Annotated in this window: 23 protein-coding genes; 6 read left to right on the top strand and 17 right to left on the bottom strand. The window is 34.1% G+C overall.

All coding sequences use genetic code 11. From position 1 onward, the window contains the following. Window positions 1-149 precede the first annotated feature (149 nt). On the top strand, window positions 150-791 hold the full coding sequence (gene trmB / locus CACET_RS06405; protein WP_044823561.1) for a tRNA (guanosine(46)-N7)-methyltransferase TrmB: 642 nt from the start codon (window positions 150-152) through the stop codon (window positions 789-791). A 99-nt stretch (window positions 792-890) separates the two neighbouring features. After that, window positions 891-1,592, top strand: coding sequence for a helix-turn-helix domain-containing protein (locus CACET_RS06400; protein WP_044823560.1), 702 nt, complete (start codon window positions 891-893; stop codon window positions 1,590-1,592). 167 nt (window positions 1,593-1,759) lie between these two features. On the opposite strand, the gene CACET_RS20685 is transcribed toward CACET_RS06400, so the two are convergent. The 4 genes from CACET_RS20685 to CACET_RS06385 all read right to left on the bottom strand — a co-directional run bounded on the left by CACET_RS20685 (window position 1,760) and on the right by CACET_RS06385 (window position 4,652). Next, a complete protein-coding gene (locus CACET_RS20685; protein WP_169747282.1) occupies window positions 1,760-1,903 on the bottom strand; it encodes a hypothetical protein in 144 nt (47 codons plus the stop codon). A gap of 17 nt (window positions 1,904-1,920) precedes the next feature. Then, a complete protein-coding gene (locus tag CACET_RS06395) occupies window positions 1,921-3,078 on the bottom strand; it encodes a uroporphyrinogen decarboxylase family protein (RefSeq protein WP_044823559.1) in 1,158 nt (385 codons plus the stop codon). Between the two features lies 1 nt (window position 3,079). Further along, a complete protein-coding gene (locus tag CACET_RS06390; RefSeq protein WP_044823558.1) occupies window positions 3,080-3,721 on the bottom strand; it encodes a cobalamin B12-binding domain-containing protein in 642 nt (213 codons plus the stop codon). Window positions 3,722-3,848: 127 nt separating this feature from the next. Further along, window positions 3,849-4,652 (bottom strand): methyltetrahydrofolate cobalamin methyltransferase, encoded by an 804-nt coding sequence (locus tag CACET_RS06385; protein WP_044823557.1) that lies wholly within the window; start codon window positions 4,650-4,652, stop codon window positions 3,849-3,851. 395 nt (window positions 4,653-5,047) lie between these two features. Between CACET_RS06385 and CACET_RS06380 the strand changes: the two genes are divergently transcribed. Further along, a complete protein-coding gene (locus tag CACET_RS06380; protein ID WP_044823556.1) occupies window positions 5,048-5,695 on the top strand; it encodes a TetR/AcrR family transcriptional regulator in 648 nt (215 codons plus the stop codon). 203 nt (window positions 5,696-5,898) lie between these two features. Here the strand turns inward: CACET_RS06380 and CACET_RS06375 are convergent, their stop codons facing one another. Both CACET_RS06375 and CACET_RS06370 read right to left on the bottom strand, forming a co-directional pair. Continuing rightward, on the bottom strand, window positions 5,899-6,153 hold the full coding sequence (locus CACET_RS06375; protein ID WP_044823555.1) for a TIGR03905 family TSCPD domain-containing protein: 255 nt from the start codon (window positions 6,151-6,153) through the stop codon (window positions 5,899-5,901). Window positions 6,154-6,175: 22 nt separating this feature from the next. After that, complete coding sequence (locus tag CACET_RS06370; RefSeq protein WP_044823554.1) at window positions 6,176-6,439, bottom strand: YkgJ family cysteine cluster protein; 264 nt, start codon at window positions 6,437-6,439, stop codon at window positions 6,176-6,178. A 335-nt stretch (window positions 6,440-6,774) separates the two neighbouring features. Between CACET_RS06370 and CACET_RS06365 the strand changes: the two genes are divergently transcribed. Further along, on the top strand, window positions 6,775-7,185 hold the full coding sequence (locus CACET_RS06365) for a hypothetical protein (protein ID WP_044823553.1): 411 nt from the start codon (window positions 6,775-6,777) through the stop codon (window positions 7,183-7,185). A 235-nt stretch (window positions 7,186-7,420) separates the two neighbouring features. Here the strand turns inward: CACET_RS06365 and CACET_RS06360 are convergent, their stop codons facing one another. Further along, complete coding sequence (locus CACET_RS06360) at window positions 7,421-8,560, bottom strand: hypothetical protein (RefSeq protein ID WP_158385983.1); 1,140 nt, start codon at window positions 8,558-8,560, stop codon at window positions 7,421-7,423. Between the two features lie 372 nt (window positions 8,561-8,932). On the opposite strand from CACET_RS06360, the gene CACET_RS06355 reads away from it, so the two are divergent. After that, window positions 8,933-10,060 (top strand): ParM/StbA family protein, encoded by a 1,128-nt coding sequence (locus CACET_RS06355; RefSeq protein ID WP_044823551.1) that lies wholly within the window; start codon window positions 8,933-8,935, stop codon window positions 10,058-10,060. A gap of 16 nt (window positions 10,061-10,076) precedes the next feature. After that, a complete protein-coding gene (locus tag CACET_RS06350; RefSeq protein WP_044823550.1) occupies window positions 10,077-10,772 on the top strand; it encodes a hypothetical protein in 696 nt (231 codons plus the stop codon). Window positions 10,773-10,913: 141 nt separating this feature from the next. On the opposite strand, the gene CACET_RS06345 is transcribed toward CACET_RS06350, so the two are convergent. The 10 genes from CACET_RS06345 to glpK form a co-directional block, all read right to left on the bottom strand. Further along, entirely contained in the window at window positions 10,914-12,116 is a 1,203-nt protein-coding gene (locus CACET_RS06345) for a DEAD/DEAH box helicase (protein ID WP_052661240.1), read from the bottom strand. Between the two features lie 457 nt (window positions 12,117-12,573). Further along, window positions 12,574-13,686, bottom strand: coding sequence for a sugar ABC transporter substrate-binding protein (locus CACET_RS06340; protein WP_044823549.1), 1,113 nt, complete (start codon window positions 13,684-13,686; stop codon window positions 12,574-12,576). Between the two features lie 100 nt (window positions 13,687-13,786). After that, window positions 13,787-14,794, bottom strand: coding sequence for an ABC transporter permease (locus tag CACET_RS06335; RefSeq protein WP_044823548.1), 1,008 nt, complete (start codon window positions 14,792-14,794; stop codon window positions 13,787-13,789). After that, complete coding sequence (locus tag CACET_RS06330; RefSeq protein ID WP_044823547.1) at window positions 14,795-16,342, bottom strand: sugar ABC transporter ATP-binding protein; 1,548 nt, start codon at window positions 16,340-16,342, stop codon at window positions 14,795-14,797. It abuts the gene before it with no gap. Between the two features lie 66 nt (window positions 16,343-16,408). Continuing rightward, the gene (gene hisD / locus CACET_RS06325; RefSeq protein ID WP_044823546.1) at window positions 16,409-17,674 is read right to left on the bottom strand and encodes a histidinol dehydrogenase; all 1,266 of its coding nucleotides are present in this window, start codon (window positions 17,672-17,674) and stop codon (window positions 16,409-16,411) included. A gap of 636 nt (window positions 17,675-18,310) precedes the next feature. Beyond that, a complete protein-coding gene (locus tag CACET_RS06320; protein ID WP_044823545.1) occupies window positions 18,311-18,943 on the bottom strand; it encodes a flavodoxin family protein in 633 nt (210 codons plus the stop codon). A 167-nt stretch (window positions 18,944-19,110) separates the two neighbouring features. After that, a complete protein-coding gene (locus tag CACET_RS06315; protein ID WP_242849929.1) occupies window positions 19,111-19,782 on the bottom strand; it encodes a Crp/Fnr family transcriptional regulator in 672 nt (223 codons plus the stop codon). 386 nt (window positions 19,783-20,168) lie between these two features. Next, window positions 20,169-20,324 (bottom strand): hypothetical protein, encoded by a 156-nt coding sequence (locus CACET_RS21420; protein WP_479722653.1) that lies wholly within the window; start codon window positions 20,322-20,324, stop codon window positions 20,169-20,171. 87 nt (window positions 20,325-20,411) lie between these two features. After that, a complete protein-coding gene (locus CACET_RS06305; protein ID WP_044823543.1) occupies window positions 20,412-21,806 on the bottom strand; it encodes a L,D-transpeptidase family protein in 1,395 nt (464 codons plus the stop codon). Between the two features lie 116 nt (window positions 21,807-21,922). Beyond that, window positions 21,923-23,449: a glycerol kinase GlpK gene (gene glpK, locus CACET_RS06300; RefSeq protein ID WP_044823542.1), complete on the bottom strand. Its 1,527-nt coding sequence runs from the start codon at window positions 23,447-23,449 to the stop codon at window positions 21,923-21,925. Window positions 23,450-23,505 lie beyond the last annotated feature (56 nt).

Genomic DNA, 23,505 nt, shown 5'->3' with positions numbered 1-23,505 from the left:
TAACAAGGATAACAAATTATGGATTAGGTTAACGCTAATCATGTTCAATAAAATATATTTCTCTTTGATAGAAACTAAAATAAGTATAAGATTCACCTAAGGCATGGTATAATAAACCATATCAAATATAGCTAAGGAGTTTATTCAAAATGAGAAGAAGAAAAAAACCTGGATCGAAGGAAAAATTATTAAGTTATGAAGATTATCTATGCAAAGAACCAGAAAAATATAAAGGTCGTTGGAAGGATTACTTTCATGAAGAAAAACTCATTCATGTAGAGCTAGGAACGGGACGAGGTCAATTTATCACCACCCTGGCAGAAATGAATCCTCATATTTGCTACATAGGTATTGAAATAAAAGAAGAAGTTCTGTTAAGAGCTGTGGAAAAAGCAGTGGATAAGGGACTAAAAAATATCTGCTTTCTTTGGTGCGATATCAATAAAATTCATGATATATTCGATAAAAATGAACTAAGTAGAATTTATATTAATTTTTGCGACCCCTGGCCTAAAAAACGTTGGGTACAACGACGCCTTACCCATAGAAACTTTTTAGAGAAATATAAATATATTTTAGGAGAAAATGGAGATGTGCATTTCAAAACAGATAACGAGAAACTTTTTGAGTTCTCCTTAAATGAGCTTTCTTATGAAAATTTTCGTTTAAATAACATCACCTTTGACTTGCACCATAGTGAAACAAATGATGGTATTACTACAGAGTATGAAGATAAATTTTCTGCCCTAGGAATGAAAATCTATCGCTGTGAGGGAGTAAAAAGAAATTGACATTTTTAACTATCTATTGTTAAATATAGTTATGCACTAGACTGTCAACTGCTTCCATAATGGCATGGAAGAGATGAATAAGGAAAATGAGGTGGAATTATGAGCCGAGTAGGAGACAGAATTAGAGAAGAGAGAACGAAAAAAGGGGTTAGTCCCAAGCAACTAGGAAAAAAATGTGGCGTAACAGAGTCCTTCATTTTAGACATTGAAAGTGGTAGAAAGATTGTCAATGAAAAGCTTCTATCACAAATCTCCAAAGCATTGGGCTCTAATTTAGAGGAAAGTATGGTTTTGGAAGCATCTACTGAGGACAAAAAGGAAAAGGACGTTATTGGAAACAAGCCTCAAAAGCTAATGCCCTCAACGCCTGTAAAAAGAAAAGAAGTAGAGCCTTTAGCCCAATGGGAAGAAGCATTATCCAATATTATTAAAAAAGTACCTATTTATGATATGCAAATGACAGCAATAAAAGATTATAAAAGCTTTCCCATTATTGATAAAAAGGTAGAAGGTTTTCACCCGGACAAATTGATTTATATAGAGCTATCGGATGACCTTCTCACGCAATATAGAATGAAAAAAGGAGACCGCTGCCTGATTTATTTAAATCAAGAATTTATCAATGGTGCTTTTCAACTCATCGAATATGATGATAAAAGATATTTAAGAAAGTTAAAGAAGACAGAAGGCAATAAGGTGCAACTAATTGAAGGAACTGGAGATGGCAAAGCACTTGTAAAAAACATCAAAGACATTAAAATATTAGGTAGACTAATTCGAGTAGAAATTGACTTTAAATAGAAATGTGGTTCCATGATATAAACCCCTATCGCTAGCGATAGGGGTTATTCTCATGAAAGATTAAGCATTTGAAGTCTTGTAACTGATTAACGCTAAGACACAGCTAAGACATAGCTAAAAAATTGCACAAATCAAGTTACAATAACTTAAACGATTAGGTTAGTTATCTATAATACTAAAGACAGGATAAAGTTAAATAACGCATCTTCGTATTTTTGTACTTTAGGTGCCATAGCTGCTTCTAGTGCCTCATTAATTTCAGGACAAGCCGCTTTGTACTCTTCCCAAGTTTTATAATATTTTGAATCCATCTTCATCTCTCCTTTAATTAATACTTTCCTTTTTCATCAACATATTCTAGTACAGCCTTTAAGTTTTCAACGTTAACACTGTCTACAGTAATAGCAACTTTATCTAAATCAAAATAATACTTTCCTCCAGGTGCTAAGATATCTAAAAGCTCTTTTGCTTTATCTATACATTCTTCTTTTGTTCCACTCTTAAGTAAAGAAAGAGGATAAAAACCACTGATGATATGTTTTTTTCCTAACTTTTCTTTTACTAGCTTTGGATCACCATATTCAAACCTCATTCTTGTATTTTCAGGTAGTTCATACAAATAATCTAAATATCTCATCCAATCATGCTCAACAAATAGGTAAACTCCCTGTCCTTTGGCTGCAAGTGCTTCTACTGTTCTTTTAAATGTAGGCCAATAAAACTTCTCAAAATCTTTTTGTCTCATGTAAGGTGCCATATGTAATGGTATTACTGTTTCTCCATCCATCGAAGGAACCGGTGGTGTACCTTTTTTAATCATCAAAGGTGTTACCGCCTCACAAGCTTCTAGAACCTTTTGAGGGTATCTTCTTACATCGTTAGAAATCCCTTTAAACCCTCTAATGATATCAGCAATAAAGTCATAGGGGGCTTCACAGAAGGTTGTGGAAGCTGGTGGCAAAACTGCATAACCATATTTTTGAATCATTTTTGCCTTTATGGCCCCAAAATTTGCAAATTCATCATAGAAAGCCTTCATGCCCTTTGCCAAAGTCAGTGCCTTGGTATTTGGATCTGCATCAAGCTTGGTATATAATCTTGGCAGCACTCTCTCTACAATACAATCATAAGGTGCCTGAATAAATTCATCGTACTCTTCTGGTTCCAAACCATGAAGTTCTGGATGCTGTATAAAACCACCAGAACCCATCACGAAGGTTTTAGCCCCCAATAATTCATAAAAAGAAATAAATCGATTTGCAGAGATGGGTGCTACATCTGAAACAAAGTCTTTACATACTTTATCAAAAGCTTCTTCAAGCTTCTCAGTATTCCATTGGACCTCTATTAAATCCATATTTGCATATTGCATACAAAATTCAGGATAAAATTTTACCCCTATTGGAACTTTTTTAGGTATTTTTCCTCTATAAAGATCTTTAAACAACTGAGTTCTCTCTTGAGATAAAACTACTGTATTCTCCATGTTAGCACATCCATCCTTGACAAATTTTTACACCTTCTGCTGCATTAGTAGTAAAGGCGTCTGCTCCAACATGTTCACAAGCCTCTTTTGTTACAGGGTTACCGCCGATGATTATTTTTAAATCATTTTTTAATCCTTCCTGCTGTAATCCATCAACTACGTTTTTCATGGCGTCGATAGCTAAAGTAAGAACACCACTCATACCAAGAATTTGAGGTTTAACTTCTTTAATTTTGTCAATAAACGCACTCACCGATTGATCTATTCCTATATCATAAACTTCAAAGCCAGCAGCCTCTGCCATGCTTCTAAATATGTTCTTACCAATGTCATGTAAATCCCCTTCTACTGTACCAAGTACAATCGTACCTACTTTTTCTGTACTTCCAGAGCCTATCACTGGTTTTAATGCTTCAATAGCACTTGAAAGCAATTCACCAGCAAATATTAAGTCTCCTACAAAATACTCACCCTTATCAAATAAATCTCCTACAACTGCCATCCCTTGTTGGCATGCATTTACAACCTTTTGTGCCTCTTCTTCTGTTGGATTGGTTGCCACAAAATCCTCTAACATTTCTAACACTTTGTCTTCATCAAGTTCTCCCACTGCTTCAGTTAATACTTTTAAGTCCATTGCCATTATAAACTCCCCCTTGTAATAATATATATTCCCCTTAACCATTTATATATTGAAACTTTAGTTAAAGTATTGCAAGCGTAATAATTATAACTATTTTCAACACCTATTCGGACAACGTTTTCTTTTTTTATTTGATTGGTCCTATTTTATTTTTTCTATAGGCAGTATTGTACTTTCTACAATGCTTGTCTTTTTCTAGTAATGCTTCTGTCGCAAGCAGCGTTGCTAACATATCTCTATTGCATGGATCTATGATGGCTGAATCCATTCCTACAAAGGCAGCTATCGTTAAAAATCCTTGATTTACTACTTTTCTTAAAGGCATACCAAAGGAAATATTACTCAATCCTGATGTTACTTTGATGGTAGGATACATTTCTTTTATAGTTCTTGTCGTTTCTACAAAACTCATTAAGGATGTATTGTCTGTAGAAAGTGCCATAACTAAAGGATCGATATGTATTCTATCTGGTGTAATATCATACTTCTGTGCCTTCTCTACCAGTATTTTTGTGATATCTACTCTAGTTTTCACATCACTAGGAATCCCCTTATTATCACATGTCAAACCAATTACTTGCCACTGAGTGCCTTGAATCATAGGATAAATTACTTCACACTTATTTCCCTCTTCAGATACAGAGTTGATTAGACCTGGTAGCTTCGCATATTTGAATACTGCTTCAATGGTCTTTGCGTTTGGACTGTCAATACATAGTGGCTTATCTACTGCATCCTGCACAATATCCATCAACCACTTTAAGGTTTCTACCTCAACTTCAGGAGCTGTACTTGCACAAACATCAATATAGTCTGCTCCTGCATCCACTTGATGAATCGCAAGGTTTCTGATGAATTCTTCATCCCTAGCTTCGATAGCCTTTTTTACACTAGGAATCGTCCCATTAACTTTTTCTCCAATAATAATCATCTTAATCCCACCTTTATTTATAATTTTGTAATGTTATGTACCCGTAGTTCAAGTAAATCTATAGGTACTTACATCAAAATTTTCGTCTACAATAACACATTGTTTCTAAGGCAGTTTATTGTGCAATTATTTAATGTAGTGTTGAAGGTCAAATATATATTCTCCTTTGGATATGCACAAATTTTTTAATTTTCTTTTTAATGTATTAAAGTTTGTACCCTATAACTGTACTTGTAAAATATTGTCGTTTTAGTAAATATTATTTATTTACTATTATATTAACCATAAAGATCTTATAAGTCAATAAAAAATAGCAAAAAAGTAAAATTTACTAATTTTGATTAATTTATATTCTTATGTTATAATCAAGCTATCTTGGAAAAGGATTGATGACGATGCAAAAAACAAAGGGAGAAATTACGAAGCAAAAAATTTACGATACTGCTAAAGAAATGTTTTATACTAAGGGTTATAATAACACTACGATGAAGGATATCACTACAGATCTTGGTATCTCCTTAGGTAATTTAACCTATTACTTTAAGACCAAAGATGCTATTGTAATCAATATTTTTGTCGATTATCTAGATAACATCTATGAATTCATCAAAGATAAAGTAGATGATGGTGCAAATTCCTATTACAAGCACTTCTTTGTCTCAATCATATTTTATAAGGTTATTTTATCTGATTCTAATAACAAAAGGTTTTTTGGAGAAATTATGGCTAAGAAATCTTTCTATAGGTTATTGTCCGATAGAATTAGCATTATTTATCAAGATTTTATTAAAGACTATCATTTGACAATTTCTCAGTCAGAGTATGAAGGAACTGTAATAGCAGACTTTGGTGCTAGAAGAGAAGTTATGTTAAATTATTTGTCAGGTCAGATCAAAATGTCTATTGAAGAGTTAACGATCTTTTTATTGGCTAATACAAGTAAACTTTTAGGCATGAAAGAAAAAGACATCCATACAACAGCTCTCGATGCCTACACCTTAAGCCAAAAATATGATTATTCTCAGATAAAATTACTTACTTAGTTTAGAACAAAGTCATCCTTTGGAAGATTTAAAGGATGACTTTGTTGAAACCAATAACGGAAATTATAACTTATCCATAATTTATAAAATTTATAATTTTCTATTGCTTATAAAAAACCATGAAGACTAACAATTCTGTTGCTTGCAACTTTGTTAGTCTTCATGGTTTGATTATAAGTAAATATATTTTTTAAAATGGAGATTTAAACAGCTTGTTTTTTCATGCCTACCTCTAAGGCTGTGGCTAACTGATCAGGACAAGATGTACCTTTTCCTCCACAGTTAATACCTCTTAACTTGACAATTGCTTCTCCTACCTGCATACCTTCAACTAATCGACTAATCCCCTGCAAATTGCCAGAGCACCCCCCATAGAAAGCTACATTCTCTACTACGCCATCATTGATGGAAAAAATAATTTGTTGTGCACATACTCCGTTAGGTGTAAACGAATACATAAAGAAACCCCTTTCCCTCGATTTACTTATTAACAACTGCTGTAGATTTCTCAAGATCTTCTAAGTATGAATATGCCTCTTTTGCAGTCTTACCACACATTTCATTAGAAGGTTTGAGATTCATACATACAGCTGGTCTATCTTCTTTTTCAAACAACTTACACTTATTATCACTTGTTAGTTGAATGCATCTAACCCCAGCAGGTTTACCTTCTGGCATGCCTGGTATTGCAGAAGATATTGATGGTGCAATACAACAAGCTGCACATCCAAGTCTACATTCCATAAGTTCTCCTCTCAAACGCAGAAATGATAACGCTGTAATATCATTCTATTTTAGCATAACCTATTAGGCCTAACAAGACCAAGGTAGCCTTGTCTTCATTTGGCGGTCTAGGATTTCCCCCAAAACCATGGGCTATAAATAAAAAAACAAGTGAACCGAAATGCAACTACACTTCCAGTGCACCACTTGCAGGAGGTTTCTGTTTACAATAGCAAGATTGTTGGATTTAACTAGTAGATTTTTAGCACAATCTGTCCTTCTCTTAACATCTAAACAGCACGCTTTCTTTAAAGAGACATAGTATATTATCGAAAAAGAGAGAGGAGGTGAAAGCTATGGCTGAAATTGTAAATACCAATAGAGGATACACGCTAGACTTCATTTTGCTACCAAGCCAGCATATAGGCGAATTCAATGACTTTATGATGCAGTATGGCGATAAATCAGACTATGATATTTTCAAAGAAATAGCAGAGGTAAAAGGGAAAGTTTCTCAGGATCTATTAAAGCAGCATACTGCAAATCTTAATGCATTGTCCCAAATGAATGGCTTTGTCACTGACATGACACAAGAAAGAATAGAAGTAATCAAGGAAATATTGGCTGAAGATACGGGTTCATCTAACAATGTTTCTAATATTGATAGTCAATTTTTCTTTGGCGGCTCCAGCTTACTACTATGGTTTCTTATCCTAGCTGGCATATGGCGTAGACCGTTTTGGGGATTTTCTAGGGGATTCTTTTAAGGATCAGCAATGTAGTATTTTCTCTAATAATAGAAATACAAAATTGATTTGAAATTTATATAATCAACAGCATCATTCAATTTCTGCGATAACTATGAAAACTTCACCTATATATAGTAGGTGAAGTTTTCATAGTTATCGTGGCTTATAAGGTTTATGGTGGTTACCATAATTTGGTCGGTTTTTAGTTTGAAGTAAAAAGCCTGCGGCAGATTTAGACATACGGATACTTATACTAGAGGAGTTTTGAATGTATTAAATAAGAAGCAATTTTTTTAAAATTTTTCACGTGCATCCTAGATTTACATACCTCTTTTTTTATATTCTTTATATAGGTATGCTTCATTATGCCCTCAAAAAAACTTTTCGCATATTCTACAATATCAATATTATCTATTTCAGTGTACGGTATGTTATTAATATATTTATAGATATAATCGGCATTTCTCCTATAGCTGTAAGCTACATTATTAATAATACTGCTTTTATGAGAAATATGATTTATTATTGCTTTCATTGTCTTTTTACTATAGGGTATTTCAAAGGTTTCACATTTTAAGTCTACTAAAGGTATTAGTCTTTTATTGCTTGCTTTTTTAAAAATTATTTTTTCTTCAATAAAGCCAATGTCAAAATAACATTTCACCATCTTATTGTATATCAATGAGATATTTCCTTTGGTATTCATCCCAAGTTCATTGAACTTTAACAAAATTTGTTTGGCACTATTTATCTTAGTGGGCATAAAATCATGGACAAGAAAAATTTTTTCTCCTATATAAAATATTTCACTTTTCATATAAGCAGTATTTATATCAGCATTCACAAATACATAATCATAAATGGAGCTAATTTTCTCTATAGATTCACAAAATATTCTTTCCTCTTTACTATTTATTAAACTTTTATAATTGCAAGTATAGACATCTACTACTTCTTCCCTATTATCTTTTATCCTTTCTTTAATAAAACTCTCTTGAAGGTTCGCCCCTAAAAGTGAATAAATATTTGTAAAGTAATTGATCAACTTATTATTCTCAGTAAGATCTATTAATGCTACCGTATGTCCTTTTTCATTGCACAGCTCACTTAAAGCAGAGATTAATGATGTTTTACCTGTATTACCTGCACCTGTAAAAAAGAAAGTATTTTTTAGTTTTTTTATCCATAAACTCACTTTTTTTTCTTTTGGCAATTCTAATGATTTGTGAATTATTTCCAGTTTGATTAATTTATGTTTATTAAGACGATTAAGTAAAATCATACATTGCTCTATATCATCATTACATAGTGTGACATTGTATATCAGTTTCACATGGATGTCAACGTCTAAAGACAAGAGATAGTTTAAAACTTCAAAAACAATTTCCTTCACATTATTGTCACAAAAATCTATCACTACTTTGTAATCATCAACCTTAGCAATACTTTTGATACTGCTTATTCCCATATAATTATATAATGACGAATTACTTTCTATAAAAGGCTGCATATACTCATTATAATAATTCAATGAGGATACGCCTGTTGTTATTATACAACTTTGCAAGTCGCCTTTATGCTTATTGGTCCTAACATCCATAACTCTTCCTCCTTACATATATATCTAAAAATATCACTTCTTTTTTGAAATTTCAACATTTTTAGACAAATTGCTACCATAGGCCTATAGGATACTTAGCCTTTTTTGCGGTATATTTGACATAAGATGCCACTTTTTTTGCAAATGATGTTGGGAGGTAAAATGATGAAAAACAAGATTCGTATTTATGTTGATGGTGGTAATAGGTTAACAAAAGTCATGGAAGAAGCCAAGAAGCCCTTTAGTTTTCCTACCATTGTATCGGAGCCTGGAATGGAATTGGATTATGGAACGAGTTTTGATTTATTTGATTTACACTTAGAACCGCAGGAAGTTGATCTTGATCATATGTTAGTAGAAATCATTAAGGACGGAGAATCTTTGGGTAAGAAACTTGTAGGAAAAGCTGCTGAAAATAAAGGAGTTTTGATACGAGATCGGAACAGATATGAAAAAAAATATAATGATCAAGTAATTAAGTTCTGTATCTTGTCGGGAATTGCATCAAACTTTGTTAAGTATGAGAAGAATCAACAGTCAGTAGATATCACTATTAATCAACCTTTAGTAGAGTATGTCTCTAACAAAAAAGATTTTTCTAATAGTCATGGAGAAGCACTAAAGGGGAATGTTAAGGTGTTGTATTATAATCCCAATAATACTTCGGAAATTATCAAAGAAATCGTCTTTGATATTGAAAATGTTACCTTCTGTCCTGAAGGCATAGCTACTTTTTTTCATTATTCAGTGAATGAAAGCGGAAGCATAAAAGATGAGTATATGAAAAACAAAAAAACGATTGTTTTTGATGTTGGTTCAGGTCAAATAAATGTTGCTGCCTTTAACGGCGTTAAAACAGTAGGGGTAAATACCTTTGAAAAAGGTATGTTAGACTGTTATGAAAAGATCTCTATGATACTATACAACAACTTTAGGGAAAAATTAGACAGGAAACCTTATACATATGATATAGATAATATGATTCGATATAATGAAAAAATGCTTAAAGTAAAAAAAGGCAAAACTATTGATGCAACTGCTATCGTACATGATGTATTTGATGGTTTTGCCTATGAACTTAATAAAGATTTTAGAGAATTTGTTAGAACAAAATTTATTGGAAACTGTGATCAGGTGATTTTTTCTGGTGGAGGTAGTGAATTGCTCTTTGATTACTTAAGCAATTATCTTGGTAATGATTTTTATTGTGTTAAGCCAGACACTGCTGAATACCATAATATCATTGGTAGCATGTATTACAGAATATATAAAGATGCGGCAAATAACTTATAAAAAGTAGGTGAGTAGTTTGGTAATTAAGATTACGGAAAAACCTGTTATTTCAATAGCTACTGGTAAAGTTTTGGGAGCTTTAAAGGGATTAATCTATAAAGACAATAAAGTAACTTCTTTATATTGTGAGTTTGAGGATAGCTATTTTTATATCCCTATTGAAAATGCATACATCGGCTCAGATGCTGTCATGCTAAAAGTCACCAAAGATATAAAGATGTTCCATACTGAAGTGGCAAAAAAGGTATATACTGAAAATGGTGCAGAGGTAGGTACAGTTACTTCTATTGAAATGAATGACTTCTTTGATATCACTGGCATTATCGTAAATAATCTATTTATTGAAATAGATAAGATACTATGTATGGAAAATACAATCATTGTAAAAATGGAGAAAAAGGATATGGAGGACTCTATTCTAGAATCCACCAATAAAATTGTTGATACTGACATAAAGGATGTGTCAGATAACCAAGATACAGAGATTGCAGAAGCGTTAAGTGAAGGTGAAATCGATGCTAAGGACATCGGAGAGGATATGACTATTGAAATTGACCAAAGGTACAATCATCTATGCGGAAAAAAACTTTTAGAAGATATTACGATTATTAAAGAAACCTATGAAAAAGGTACCCTCATTGATGCTCCTTTAATTCAATTTGCTATCACCAATAATGCTATAGTAAAGTTGATCATGAATACCGAAGATTAAAATAATCACAGGAGCTAGGCTATTTTATTCTAGCATCCTGTGATTATTTTAATCTTTTTTAATTTGTACCTTATAAACTTTTGTTGTTGTATAACTTCATAGTGAATATTTTGAAAAGTAAGTAAAGCATCTTCTAATCTACTATTTTCTCCTTGCATTTGTTTTAGGATTTTTTCTGTTTTCTGATGTTTTTTTACTACGTATAATTTCTTCAACATCTGTAATCTTTCCATTCAAAATACTGATAGGTTTGACATCTATATTTAAACCCTTCATCATTTTATACATGATGAACTTTTCTCGATCCCTTACAATATTGTAGACTACCCCTTCTTTATTCATTCTACCTGTACGACCGGCTCTATGGAGGTAATCAACTGGATTTAGAGGTAAATCCATATTGAATATATGGGATACATTTCTAAAGTCCATTCCTCTAGTAAATATATCTGTTGTAACTAGAACCTTAAGTTCACCCTTATTAAAAGTAGTTAAGATATGTTGACGATCTTGATTCTTGGTTCTTGTTTGTATGCCTGCAACAGATAAGCCAAGAGATTTTAATTCCTTTACAAATCTATCGACGTTTTCATTTTTGTTGATAAAAACCAAAGACTTGACTGGTTTTATTACTTCTATAAGCTCTGCCAGCGTCCCTGTTTTCTTTAATTCCTTACTTACTATATATAAGTGTTTAATTTTTGATGGCACAGGCTTAGTCTTATCTAAAGAGATGTATTGAGGCTTTTTCATTAGTGATTGAAGAATACTTACGGCATTCTTTGAAAGGGTGGCAGAAAAGCTCACCAACTGTCTATCCCTCAAAGTAGTATCAATCACCGCCTGCACCTTTTCTTGTAACCCTTTCTCCAACATTTGATCCACCTCGTCTAAGGCGATCATCTTTACCCCATGCATCTTTATCTTTTTTAAACCAATAATATGTACTAGTCTTCCAGGAGTAGCTATAATAAGCTGAGGCTTGCTTTTTAATTTGTCCAGCTGACGATTAATATCCATACCTTCCACTAAGGGCATTGCAGATATATTTGTATTTTTAATGACATACTCTGCTTCTCTATGGATTTGAAGGCTAAGCTCTCTACTTGGAGCCAGTACCAGCATTTGAAGTTCCTTCTTCTCAGGATCGATTTTTTCTATCATTGGTATTAAATAAGCCAAGGTTTTTCCTGTGCCGGTTTTGGCTTTACCTATCACGTCCTTCCCCTCTAGAATATGGGGAATAGCATCGGCTTGTATCTCAGTAGGGTTCTTAATACTCTCTTTTTCAAGATTTTCTAGTATAAATTGTTTAAGATTAAATTCTTCAAAATTTTTATTCACAGTTGTTATTCTCCTTTTAACAGGTCTGCTAAACCATTACTTTTTCGTATTATCTCCCTATCTATTAGGGGAAATTCTATAGAGTTAGAGTTGGAAGATTCTTATATCTTGTCCAAATTTTTTTATCTATTTATATATATTACCATAAATTGTATCAAATAAAACCATTACGCTTTAATACTTTTGCAGTATTCGATATGTTTGTTGATACCACCATCGAAACAGTCACGTAAATATAAAGCAAATGTTTCTTTTAACAGCCCATAGTTGTTAATATATCTTCCTTTTTTTCTGCAGTTTCATGGGGTAAGAAGCTTTTGTTTCCCAAATTTAACAGGGCAAGCTAATGAGAAAAATAAATCTCATTAGCTGCCCTGTTTAATTTCTTTCAGTCAATTCCCTTAACTTTTTAAATGTTTTTCTAGTACCTTAAACAATTTATTTGTGTTGCATAAAACTAAATTCTATTTTCCCAAAGTTGGAGATCTTCTGGTGAAACTTCCTGTGGAACAAGTGGAGCTTGAAGGATCATCATTCTGCCGCCATCTGCATATTCATTTTCAACTACCGTAGCAGGTGACCACATTGCTCCCTCCTCCTCTATGGTTTCACCTATATTTGGAATTTCAACACCATTGAAGACATCATTCATATATCGAACTGCCTTTTCAGCACTAACTAAAGCTGGCTGTTCCACAACCGCATAAAGCTTGCCTTGTTTAACTAAGTCAAGACCTTCTTTCCCTAAACAGATGCCAGAGATGAAATAATCCCCAGGATTCTTTCCTGCATTTTCTACAGCAGCCACAACGCCAGCCCCCATGATATCTGGTGTATGGACATAGATTCCCACAACCTCATCCCCATAGCGAGTAAGTAAGTCACTGGCACGATTGTAAGAATCATCATTATTCCAGTTACCCTCACCTTGCACAAGTGTCAACTGTGGATATTGTTTCATGATATTGGTAAAACCAGTATGACATTCGGCAGCAAACATGTCCACCAATGACCCAGTGATTTCCATAACAATACCCGCTGGCACTACGCCTCCATTGGCTTCCTTCATCCCTTGAATCATCTGCTCTGCAGCTTTTTCACTAGATTTTACTATATCGAAAGTAATAAACATATCAACATACCCACCCTCAGGTGAAGTATCCAAAGCAAACACTGGGATACCTTCCTCATTAAGCTTTTCAATACCTGGAACCAATGCAACTAAATCTTCAGCCCCCGCCAAAATAAATCCATCAATTCCCTGCACAATAAAAGTATCAATAGCATTCATGATTCTCATAGTATCCGCCTGTGCGTCAGTAATCAGAAGATTGATTCCCAGCTCCTCTGCTGCATCTTTAGCACCGATAATAAATGCTTGAATATACTCAGTATTAGCGTGTTTTACAATCATTCCGATGGTTTTTTGGTCTCCATTATTAGCGATATTCACTTGCTCTTCTTCATCAGCATCATTACTCCCTGTATTTTGGTTGCTACATCCAACAAATACCACAAGTGACATCATCAAAACTACCATAAGAAACAACTGCCATTTTGATTTTTTCATTACATACTCTCCCCCTTGATTTTTAAAATTTCCTGCATGATACACTCTATATTACACATTGCTGTAATATAACAAAAAAACCTTGTGGTATAGTACCACATTATAGACTGTTGGAACCACCAGCCAATTTTCGTAAATTTTCTTTGTACATGATCCAAGTATTAAGTTTATTTTTACCTAAATCCAGCATGATAGCGACAAAGATCAATAACCCCTTAGTTGCACTGACCAAATTAACATTGACACCCCTTAACGTCAGGGAATTATCTATCATTCCCAAGAGCAGAGCCCCACCCAACATACCGATAGGTTTACCTCTTCCACCCTGAAAGCTAGAACCCCCAAGGATAGCCCCGGCAAATGCCATCATTACCATACCTGTGCCCATGCTGTTAGAAACTGCATTTTGTCTACCAGCAGCAATCAGTCCAGCAAATGCTGCCAAAAGTCCAGCTATCACGAAGGCTGTTATAATTACCCGATCTGTATTAATGCCAGAAATGTAAGAAGCCTGTCGGTTGCCACCAGTAAGCATGAACTTTCGCCCAAAAATTGTCTTATAAAATATAAATTCAAAAACTAAGAAAATCAATATAAATGAAATAGCTGCTACAGGGAACATATCTCTGATCCTACCTCTACCTAAAAAGGTATAAGTGGAGTTAAGACCAGATATTGAGAATGGAAGCATAAACAAAATCAACCCTCGCATTACGATCTGAGAGGATAGGGTAAGTAGAAATGAGTTTGTTTTCAGTTTTGCCACACATACTCCATTGAAAAATCCCATAGCTGCCCCAATCGCCAGGGTAAGCAGTATACAAAGAAAAGGATTCATTTCCGTTAAAGAAGTAGCCAGAAGTATGGTCAATCCAGGAGCAAATGCTAACGTTGCGTCTATAGATAGATCCAATTCTCCCACCATCATCACGATTCCTTGAGCTAGAACAAGTATCCCCATCAAGGATGATTGGAATAATATATTGATTTGATTTCTTGCTGTAAAAAATGAAGGCGTTGCAATGGCATTATAGGTGAAGAATAATATTATTAATAACCATACCAAATTATCTAAAACAAACAATTGAAATTTTGTAATAGGTTTCATCTAATGACGCACCTCTCTATCTTGAATTATTTCTCCCTGCATTGAGCGATAAATATCTTGTTCATCAAATTCACTACGATTATACCTGGCCATAATTCTCCCCTGATATACCACAAATATCTTATCACAAATCTTGATGAGATCATCCACACCGGGAGAAGTTATCAAGACACAGGAATCTTTACGCATTTCTTCATTAATCGTATTTAAAATACTTTCTTTCGCTTCGATGTCTACTCCTCTTGTTGGCTCGTCTAGCAAGCACACCCTTGGTGCCCTCGCCATAACTTTGCCTACTAGAACCTTTTGTTTATTTCCACCACTCAGTTGATTGATTTCTTGATCACGTGAGAAAGCTTTGACACTTAAAGTACTCATCAACGCATCGGACTTTGGATTTTCTAAAGTGTTTAAAATAATCCCAAACTTGCTAAGCTGGGGCAAAATATTGATGGTTAGATTTTTCTTAATGGAAGCTATAGGAATTAGCCCTTCTGCTTCTCGCTCCTCCGCTAGGTATAGTATGCCGTCTCTGCTGGCGGCTGCAGGAGATTTATAGCTCTTTTTCATTCCCTGAAGTAAGATGCATCCCTTGTCATGGGTATCAATCCCTACTATACTTTTGAACAATTCTGTTCTGCCACTTCCCCTTAGTCCAGCTAACCCAACAATTTCACCTTTATGTAGCTGTAGATGAATATCTTCAAACCTTCCGTAACTGGTAAAGTCTTTTAATTCGAATATCACTTCATCGCAGATCATGTGGGACTTATCCTCCATGATTAAAGCATCGTAATTGGTATTCCCTACAATTAGGGCTGCTAATGTTTTTAAGTCTAGATCACTACATGGAGCACAACCCACGCTGTGTCCATCCCGCAACACAGTAACCCTATCGCATACCTCTAACAATTCCTCCGTGTGATGGGAGATAAAGATTACAGTTTTCCCTGCGGCTATCCTTTCTCTAATAATTCTATAAAGAATTTTTTTTTCGTTTTGATTTAAAGAGGCGGAAACTTCATCCATAATGATGATATTTGCATCTTCAACATAACAAGATTTGATTACAAGCAATAACTGCCTTTCACTGATAGAAAGGTCCTTCGCCTTCAAATAAACTTCAATAGGAAATTTAGCATCCTGCAAAATTTTTTTAGCCATTTCATCCATCAATTTCCAATTGATGACTCCTTTGCTGTTCATATATTTTGGCATAAATAAATTTTCAGTAACACTGCTTTCCTCGTTGACTTGAGGCTCTTGGGTTATAATAGAAATATTCAGTTTTTTTGCCTCAATTGGCGACAGGGCTCGATAACTATGGCCATTGACAAGAATCTCACCTTGACTGGGGGGGATAATACCTGAAATAATTCCCACCAAAGTAGATTTGCCGGCTCCATTTTTCCCAATAAGACCATGCACTTCTCCTTTTTTTACTGATAAGTTTACATCTTCCAATGCCACAGTGCCAGCATACAATTTTGTGATGTGTTTCAATTCCAGTGCTATATCGCTTTCTTCAAACGAAGTTGCTTCTGTCATCTACTATTTCCCTCCTTTCATTTACACTGCTGCTGCGATTTACAACTCCAATATTAGTACTCCAAGTTATTTTTCCACACGCAACCTTATAGAATCTCGGTGTGCATATAAGCCCTCTATTTCAGCAAAGTGCATGCAAGGAACAGCTAGATTTTTACATCCTTCCTGAGAAACGAATTGATGAAACGAAGTTTTAATAAAGGTTCCTACCCACACACCACTGGCAAAACGTGCGGTTGACATGGTAGGCAAAATATGGTTTGTCCCAGAAACGAAATCACCAAGTGCCACAGATGCATAGTGACCAACAAACAGAGATCCGTAGTTTAACAGTTTCTGGGCAACTTCTCTCTCATTAGCTACATGAACCTCTAAGTGTTCTGGTGCTATTTCATTTGACATCTTAATGGCTTCTTCTATATTGTCCACAAGGAAAATATCACCATTATCCAACCAAGCTTGATGAGCTATTTGTCCCGTAGGCAGTGTTGGAATCAATCTTTCTAATTCAGTCATGGATTTTTCAATAATTTCTTCACTTGTACTGACAAGAATGGACTTTGCATTAGGATCATGCTCTGCTTGAGCTAATAGGTCAATGGCAATAAAAGTGGGATTGGCGGTTTCATCAGCTATGATTAAAACTTCACTAGGTCCTGCTAAACTATCGATTCCCACATCTCCTAAGACTTGTCTTTTCGCTTCTGTCACATATTTGTTACCAGGCCCAACAATTAGGTCCACCTTGGTCACTGTTTCTGTTCCATAGGCATATGCGGCAATCGCCTGTGCACCACCCATACAATAAATTTCATCAGCTCCAGCGATGTCCATAGCCACTAAAACAGTAGGATGGATCATGCCAAATCCAGCAAAAGGCGGAGAACAAGCTGCCACATGCTTCACTCCAGCTACCTTTGCCACGATTACACTCATTAACGCCGAACTTGGCAGTGGATAGCGACCACTGGGAATATAACACCCACATTTTTCTACAGGAATAAGCCTATGACCGATCTCTAACCCACCGATTTCACTCATTAGATTTAATGGCTGTATACATTTCAGTTGTTCCTCTGCAAAGTACTTGATTTGTTTTGCAGCAAATTTAATGTGTAGGATAGTTTCCTCAGAAACTTGTTCATATGCTTTTTCAATTTGCCAACCCTCCACCTTGACTTTTTCAATGTCTATACCATCAAATTTTTTTGTCAAAGCTATCAAAGTTTCGTCACCATGCTGACGCACCTCGTCAATAATATCTGCTACGATATTGGTCAAATCCTTGGATCTTTCATAAGTTTTCTTATCCGCCTTTTTAATTACTTTCATTTCATTTATCCTTTCTTACACAGTCTTTTTGTATACAAACTTGTTTACAACATGTCGTGAAAAGCATTATATCTTAAAACGTATCCTCCACAAACCATTAAGGTTAGAATTTCTAAAATTGTAAAAATTGTTACTTTTTAGACAATAATGGTAATATGATATCATCCTCAAACTAATCTGTCAACAAAAAACGCCATAATTCTTGTTTTTGTGAAATCATCTGTTAAACTAGCATCTTTGGAAAAGTGATGTTACTATACATTATGTATTAAGAGTATTTTTCTGGTAGGTACTGAAAGTCAAGTAAACAAAAAAAAGTCGCAAAAATGCGACTCTCTTAATCCTCCAGTGACTGGATCTTTGAAAATTGGTGAAAACAGTTCCTGCCACAGTCCACTTTTTAATATTCTTCTTCATTATCATCACCTCATGATATACTTATAGATATATCATATGCTCATAAGTCATATATATTCAAGGGACGACCGTTTAATCTGCTTCATTTTGAAGCTGTGCTTTAAAATTTTGATCAACCTTATCTTCAAACAACAAGACATGCTATACTTGTTGTTTGAACAATACAGCACGTCTACCTTTTCTTAAACTTTCATCAATACTTTTATCACTATTATTTTTCTATAGACTTCCTGCTTTTATTTTATTACCAATATCTTTTGCCTTGCTTAGGGCTTCTTGTCCTTCTAAACTCGGGATTAACTGCGAAGTAATTTTAATATCATCTCCATGTTTAGCACGGACACAGCTTAAAGCACAGTTCTCTCCCTCACCACATAGGTAACAAGGTGTTGCCCCCTCCACGATAATGCTATCTACGAGTTCCATACCGTGATAAGCATTGAGGAAGGTGCTCAAAGATTGAATTGCAAATTGTCCATGACCTTCTCCACTAACTATAACAGCGATAAGTTTTTTTGCCTTTATTTTTACACCATTATGACGAAGAGCAAACCACCTCTCCAAAAAACTATGTGTTAAAGCATTAATTCCAAATGCTGCTCCATAATAAGTTGGAAATCCTAAAATAATTAATTCTGTATCTAATAGCATACTTTCAAGTTTATTCCAATCATCATTTTGCACACAACTGTTTGTTTTAACACATCCTCTACAACCCAAACAGGGCTTAATTGTTAAATTCCTTAGATTAATTATATTTTCTCCTTGTTGAGCATTGTTCAAAATGTCACTTAATATCTCCTTGGTATAGCTTTTAGGATTTGGAGATCCATTGATTGCAAGAATTTTCATTTCTTTTCCCCCTTCAATTATTTATCTAACTTAATAGTACACATTATCTATCAAAACTTCTGTAAAATATTTTACAAAAACATAAAAAAGTTGCCTTAATAGACAACCTATAATTAATTACTTATTAAATATTTCTTTCATTTTATATCAATGTGCTTTTTCCCATTCTAAACATTTTCAACATAGAAATTTTTCTTAATAAGGCTACTATTTAAAATGAAAAAAAATCGCTTATTTACTCTAATAACACCTTCTCTCTTTAACTCATTAATAGTATTTGTAACCATTACTCTTGAGGCATTCACAAGATTGGCTAAATCCTGATGATTTAATAAAAGGTTTATTCTTATTCCCTCTGGAGTCATCTCTCCATACTCTCTAGCTAATCGAATCAATACATCTAGCACTCGTCCTTTAACATCTTGAAAAGCCAAAGTAGCCATCTGTTCAGTATAATTATTCAATTTATCTCCTAAGAGTTTTATGATTTTTAATGAAATCATAGGATCTTTCAAGAGTTCAGGAAGATCTTTTTTATTACAAGTACATACAAAGGTATTTTCCAAAGCTTTAGCATTCATCGTGTGCTGAATATCATCAAAAATTGTATTTTCACCAAAAATATCATTTTCTTGTAGTATACCTAAACTTACTTCTTTTCCTTTTTCTGAAACTTTATATAGTAACACTATGCCTGACTTAATAAGGTAAATGGTATCTGCTGGATCGCCTTCAAAAAAAACCATTTCACCTTTTAAATATGTTTTTCCGTGGGCTAATTTCATAATTTCATGTTTTTCTTCAGGACTAAGAGACTGAAACAATTCTAAATCCTTCATACATTTGATTTTCTCATTCATTTTCTCACCCCAAAACATCCAATTTTTTAAGCTTCACTGTTTATGGTCTTTACAATTATTTTAGCAAACCATCACAAGATTTGCACTATAAAAATATTTGTTTTATTATGAAAAGCATGATAAAAAATGGATTAAGTAATTCTTACCAATTTATTTCCAAACCTACTCCAACTTCTTTTATAGGTATAAATTTGTGTATTGCTGCCCTAACATCGAACAAAGTACAATGACAGGGATATAGATCCTTCAAGTTGTTCTTCATCAGAAAATCAATTGTCTTATGGACCTGTTCGTTAAACTTCAAGTAAATGAAATCTCCTTATAACGCCTAATACGCTACGATCTTCACATACTTTTTTGCATACTTAAATAATATTACATATTCCACTATAAGAACATCCTGTAATAATATAGATACCTTTTTCACTTTTATATACTATTGCTGTATCATCTAATACATAATCATCAACTGCAATTTCATCAACGATTTGCTTTCCACTCAAGTTTCCATGAACAGTCATTACACATTTCAAGGGACTGTCGAGGGGACGGCAACAATACTGAAAATCAAGTAAACGCAAAAAAAGCTCCTAGTTACACCTGTATTGCTATTCTTCATAACAAATGATGGGAGTTCCCTCCACTATATTATCAAAAATTGTTTTAGCTAAATATAATGGAGCATTTACACAGCCATGGCTTCCATTTCTCTTATAGATCTCTCCTCCAAAAGAGTATCTCCAACTTGCGTCGTGTATTCCTATATTTCCGTTAAAAGGCATCCAATAAGTTACCTTAACTTCATAATTTGCTCCCGTTAAGGTTGATTCTTTTTGTTTATAGTTAAGCATATAGACCCCAGTCCTAGTAGCATTTCCTCTATTTGGATTCCCCGTTACTACAGCACCTTGAGTTATGAGCTTACCATTTTTATAAAACCATAAATGTTGCCATGTTATATTGATTTCTATATAAGTGTCCCCTATGTCATCTTTGCCCCTGGATAAAGCCTTTTGGGTATATATAGGTTCTTTTTTAGTTACTTCACCAAGCTTTATATTTTCTAGCAATGCTTCTACTTCAGCAATACGGTTAATTTTCCATCCATAAAAGCCATCCTTAACTTCTACTATTTTATTTGTGGAGGTTTTAAATTCTCTTGCTACACCAACTGTATCATATTTCTTACTCAGTCTTTGTACATATTCTAATACTGCTTTTTCACTTATTACCACTTCCAAATCTTCGTCAACGCTAAGCCATTGATTTATTATATCTCCATCTAATATCTCATTTTCATCTCCAAATATATAGGTGATTTTTGTTGATATATATTTATTTAGTAAATTCCTAGTTTCCAAAGCCTTATCAGAGCTTAAAGTGTACTTTGGATCGTCGTAACATAGATTTTCATTTAAGTTTAATTTTGTTTTTCCCTTTAATATACTCATTCCAATAGCTTTTCTCAATCTATCTTTGTTCACCCTGTTTCCATATACTTCTTTAATCATTTCATATGACCCATTGGAATAACTAAAACTTACATTCTGAGGTTCTATAATGTCTTTATTTAAACAATTTAATTTACTTATTCTATTCTCTAAATTATCTTTATTATAAATGAATAAATCATCTACATAATACTTTTGGTTCTTCAATAATGAACTTATCCATCTAAATGAACTCTGTAGATAATAAATTTTAGAAATGCTACTCTTTTCATTGTATCGCATTCCCATATCCTGTGCTGTTATTTCTTCGATTTCCATGTTTCGTTCAATTAACTGTAACTTATAATCTTTAGTATAACTTCTCATTATCTCTTCTAGATCATCATGTGCCTTTAATGAAACATCTACTCCATTTATTATTGTATTGAAAAAGAAATGATTCGTAAAATATAATGCAATAAATAAATATACTAGTAAAATTGAAGCTATTAAAATAATAATATTTCCTATAACCTTATAATTAAAAAGGTTTCTTATATTAATATTCTTCATAGAGATTTTTACCTTCCATCAATTATACATTTTATTTAGATACAACAATTAATCTATAATATGTTTGTATTTTGACTTTAAGACTTAACTATAAGGTAATAATCTTTCTAGTAAAGTTAGTTTACTTCTATTTCAGTTTCTTCCTCTTCTTCTAAAGCCCACTTTAAAGCGCGATTTACGGCTCTTTTCCAACCTTTATACATTTTTTCTCTTTCCATTTCCTCCATAGAAGGGTAAAAAGTATTGTCAACCTTCCACTTATAGGCAATTTCCTCTTTATCTTTCCAAAACCCTACCGCTAAACCTGCAAGGTAAGCTGCTCCCAGGGCTGTTGTTTCCGTTACTTCTGGTCGCTCTACTTTTACACCCAATAGGTCCGACTGAAACTGCATTAAGAAGTTGTTACTAACAGCACCTCCATCCACCTTTAAGGTTTGTAGTTGAATTCCTGAATCCTCCTGCATTGCCTCTAAAACATCCCTTGTTTGGTAAGCAATAGCTTCTAATGTAGCTCTTATAATATGTTCCGCTTTAGCACCCCTTGTTAACCCAACAATGGTTCCTCTAGCATACATATCCCAATAGGGAGCACCCATACCTGTAAAGGCTGGCACTACATATACTCCATTAGAGTTTTTTACTTTTGTAGCTAGATACTCAGTATCTTCAGCATCTCGGATGAGTCTTAATTCATCCCTTAACCACTGTACGGCTGCCCCTGCCACAAATATACTTCCTTCTAAAGCATATTCTACTTTCCCATCTACCCCCCATGCCAAGGTAGTCAGTAACCCGTTATTGGAGGGAACATGTTTTTCCCCTGTATTCATCAGCATAAAGCATCCTGTGCCATAGGTATTTTTTGTCATGCCAGGTTGGAAACATGCCTGACCAAATAGTGCTGCCTGCTGATCTCCTGCTGCACCAGCGATTGGAATATCTGCACCCCCAAAGGTTTGGTGATCAGTATAACCATATACCATACTAGAGGGTTTTACCTCTGGCAACATAGATGCAGGAATGTTTAATTCCTTTAATATTTTTTCATCCCACTTCAGTTCTTTAATATTATATAACATTGTTCGAGAAGCATTGGAATAGTCTGTTACATGTACCTTTCCCCTGGTTAAATTCCATATCAACCAAGTATCAACAGTCCCAAACAACAGCTCTCCTTTTTCAGCTTTTTCTCTAGCCCCTTCTACATGATCTAAAATCCATTTAATTTTCGTTCCCGAAAAATAAGCATCTACAACTAGGCCTGTATAATTTCTAATATATTCTTCCATGCCTTTTTTCTTTAATTCATCACATAGGTTTGCGGTTCTCCTACACTGCCATACAATAGCATTATGAATAGGTTTTCCTGTAGCTTTATCCCATACAATCGTTGTCTCCCTTTGATTGGTAATACCGATAGCTGCTATTTCATGAGGTAGTATTCCTGTTTTTTCTAAAACCTCTCTGGCTACACCACTTTGTGTTCCCCATATTTCCATTGGATCATGTTCTACCCATCCAGCCTTGGGATAAAATTGTGTAAATTCCTTTTGTGCTATCCCTATAATTTTTCCATTATGATCAAATAGTATAGCTCTAGAACTGGTTGTTCCCTGATCTAAGGCCATGATATATTTTTTCAAAGTAAACCCTCCTTTGTCATCTCCACTGCTTAGTTTTTATATCTTAACCGCCTATC

The organism is Clostridium aceticum, from assembly GCF_001042715.1.
GTDB classification, from domain to species: Bacteria; Bacillota; Clostridia; order Peptostreptococcales; family Natronincolaceae; genus Andreesenella; species Andreesenella acetica.
The sequence above is the reverse complement of the archived record's forward strand: the minus strand, read 5'-3'. Positions and strand labels throughout refer to the sequence as shown.

Coding starts and splice junctions, on each gene's coding strand:
- trmB (WP_044823561.1), top strand. CDS start 150: ATGAGAAGAAGAAAAAAACCTGGATCGAAGGAAAAATTATTAAGTTAT.
- CACET_RS06400 (WP_044823560.1), top strand. CDS start 891: ATGAGCCGAGTAGGAGACAGAATTAGAGAAGAGAGAACGAAAAAAGGG.
- CACET_RS20685 (WP_169747282.1), bottom strand. CDS start 1,903: ATGGATTCAAAATATTATAAAACTTGGGAAGAGTACAAAGCGGCTTGT.
- CACET_RS06395 (WP_044823559.1), bottom strand. CDS start 3,078: ATGGAGAATACAGTAGTTTTATCTCAAGAGAGAACTCAGTTGTTTAAA.
- CACET_RS06390 (WP_044823558.1), bottom strand. CDS start 3,721: ATGGCAATGGACTTAAAAGTATTAACTGAAGCAGTGGGAGAACTTGAT.
- CACET_RS06385 (WP_044823557.1), bottom strand. CDS start 4,652: ATGATTATTATTGGAGAAAAAGTTAATGGGACGATTCCTAGTGTAAAA.
- CACET_RS06380 (WP_044823556.1), top strand. CDS start 5,048: ATGCAAAAAACAAAGGGAGAAATTACGAAGCAAAAAATTTACGATACT.
- CACET_RS06375 (WP_044823555.1), bottom strand. CDS start 6,153: ATGTATTCGTTTACACCTAACGGAGTATGTGCACAACAAATTATTTTT.
- CACET_RS06370 (WP_044823554.1), bottom strand. CDS start 6,439: ATGGAATGTAGACTTGGATGTGCAGCTTGTTGTATTGCACCATCAATA.
- CACET_RS06365 (WP_044823553.1), top strand. CDS start 6,775: ATGGCTGAAATTGTAAATACCAATAGAGGATACACGCTAGACTTCATT.
- CACET_RS06355 (WP_044823551.1), top strand. CDS start 8,933: ATGAAAAACAAGATTCGTATTTATGTTGATGGTGGTAATAGGTTAACA.
- CACET_RS06340 (WP_044823549.1), bottom strand. CDS start 13,686: ATGAAAAAATCAAAATGGCAGTTGTTTCTTATGGTAGTTTTGATGATG.
- CACET_RS06335 (WP_044823548.1), bottom strand. CDS start 14,794: ATGAAACCTATTACAAAATTTCAATTGTTTGTTTTAGATAATTTGGTA.
- CACET_RS06330 (WP_044823547.1), bottom strand. CDS start 16,342: ATGACAGAAGCAACTTCGTTTGAAGAAAGCGATATAGCACTGGAATTG.
- hisD (WP_044823546.1), bottom strand. CDS start 17,674: ATGAAAGTAATTAAAAAGGCGGATAAGAAAACTTATGAAAGATCCAAG.
- CACET_RS06320 (WP_044823545.1), bottom strand. CDS start 18,943: ATGAAAATTCTTGCAATCAATGGATCTCCAAATCCTAAAAGCTATACC.
- CACET_RS06315 (WP_242849929.1), bottom strand. CDS start 19,782: ATGAAGGATTTAGAATTGTTTCAGTCTCTTAGTCCTGAAGAAAAACAT.
- CACET_RS21420 (WP_479722653.1), bottom strand. CDS start 20,324: ATGACTGTTCATGGAAACTTGAGTGGAAAGCAAATCGTTGATGAAATT.
- CACET_RS06305 (WP_044823543.1), bottom strand. CDS start 21,806: ATGAAGAATATTAATATAAGAAACCTTTTTAATTATAAGGTTATAGGA.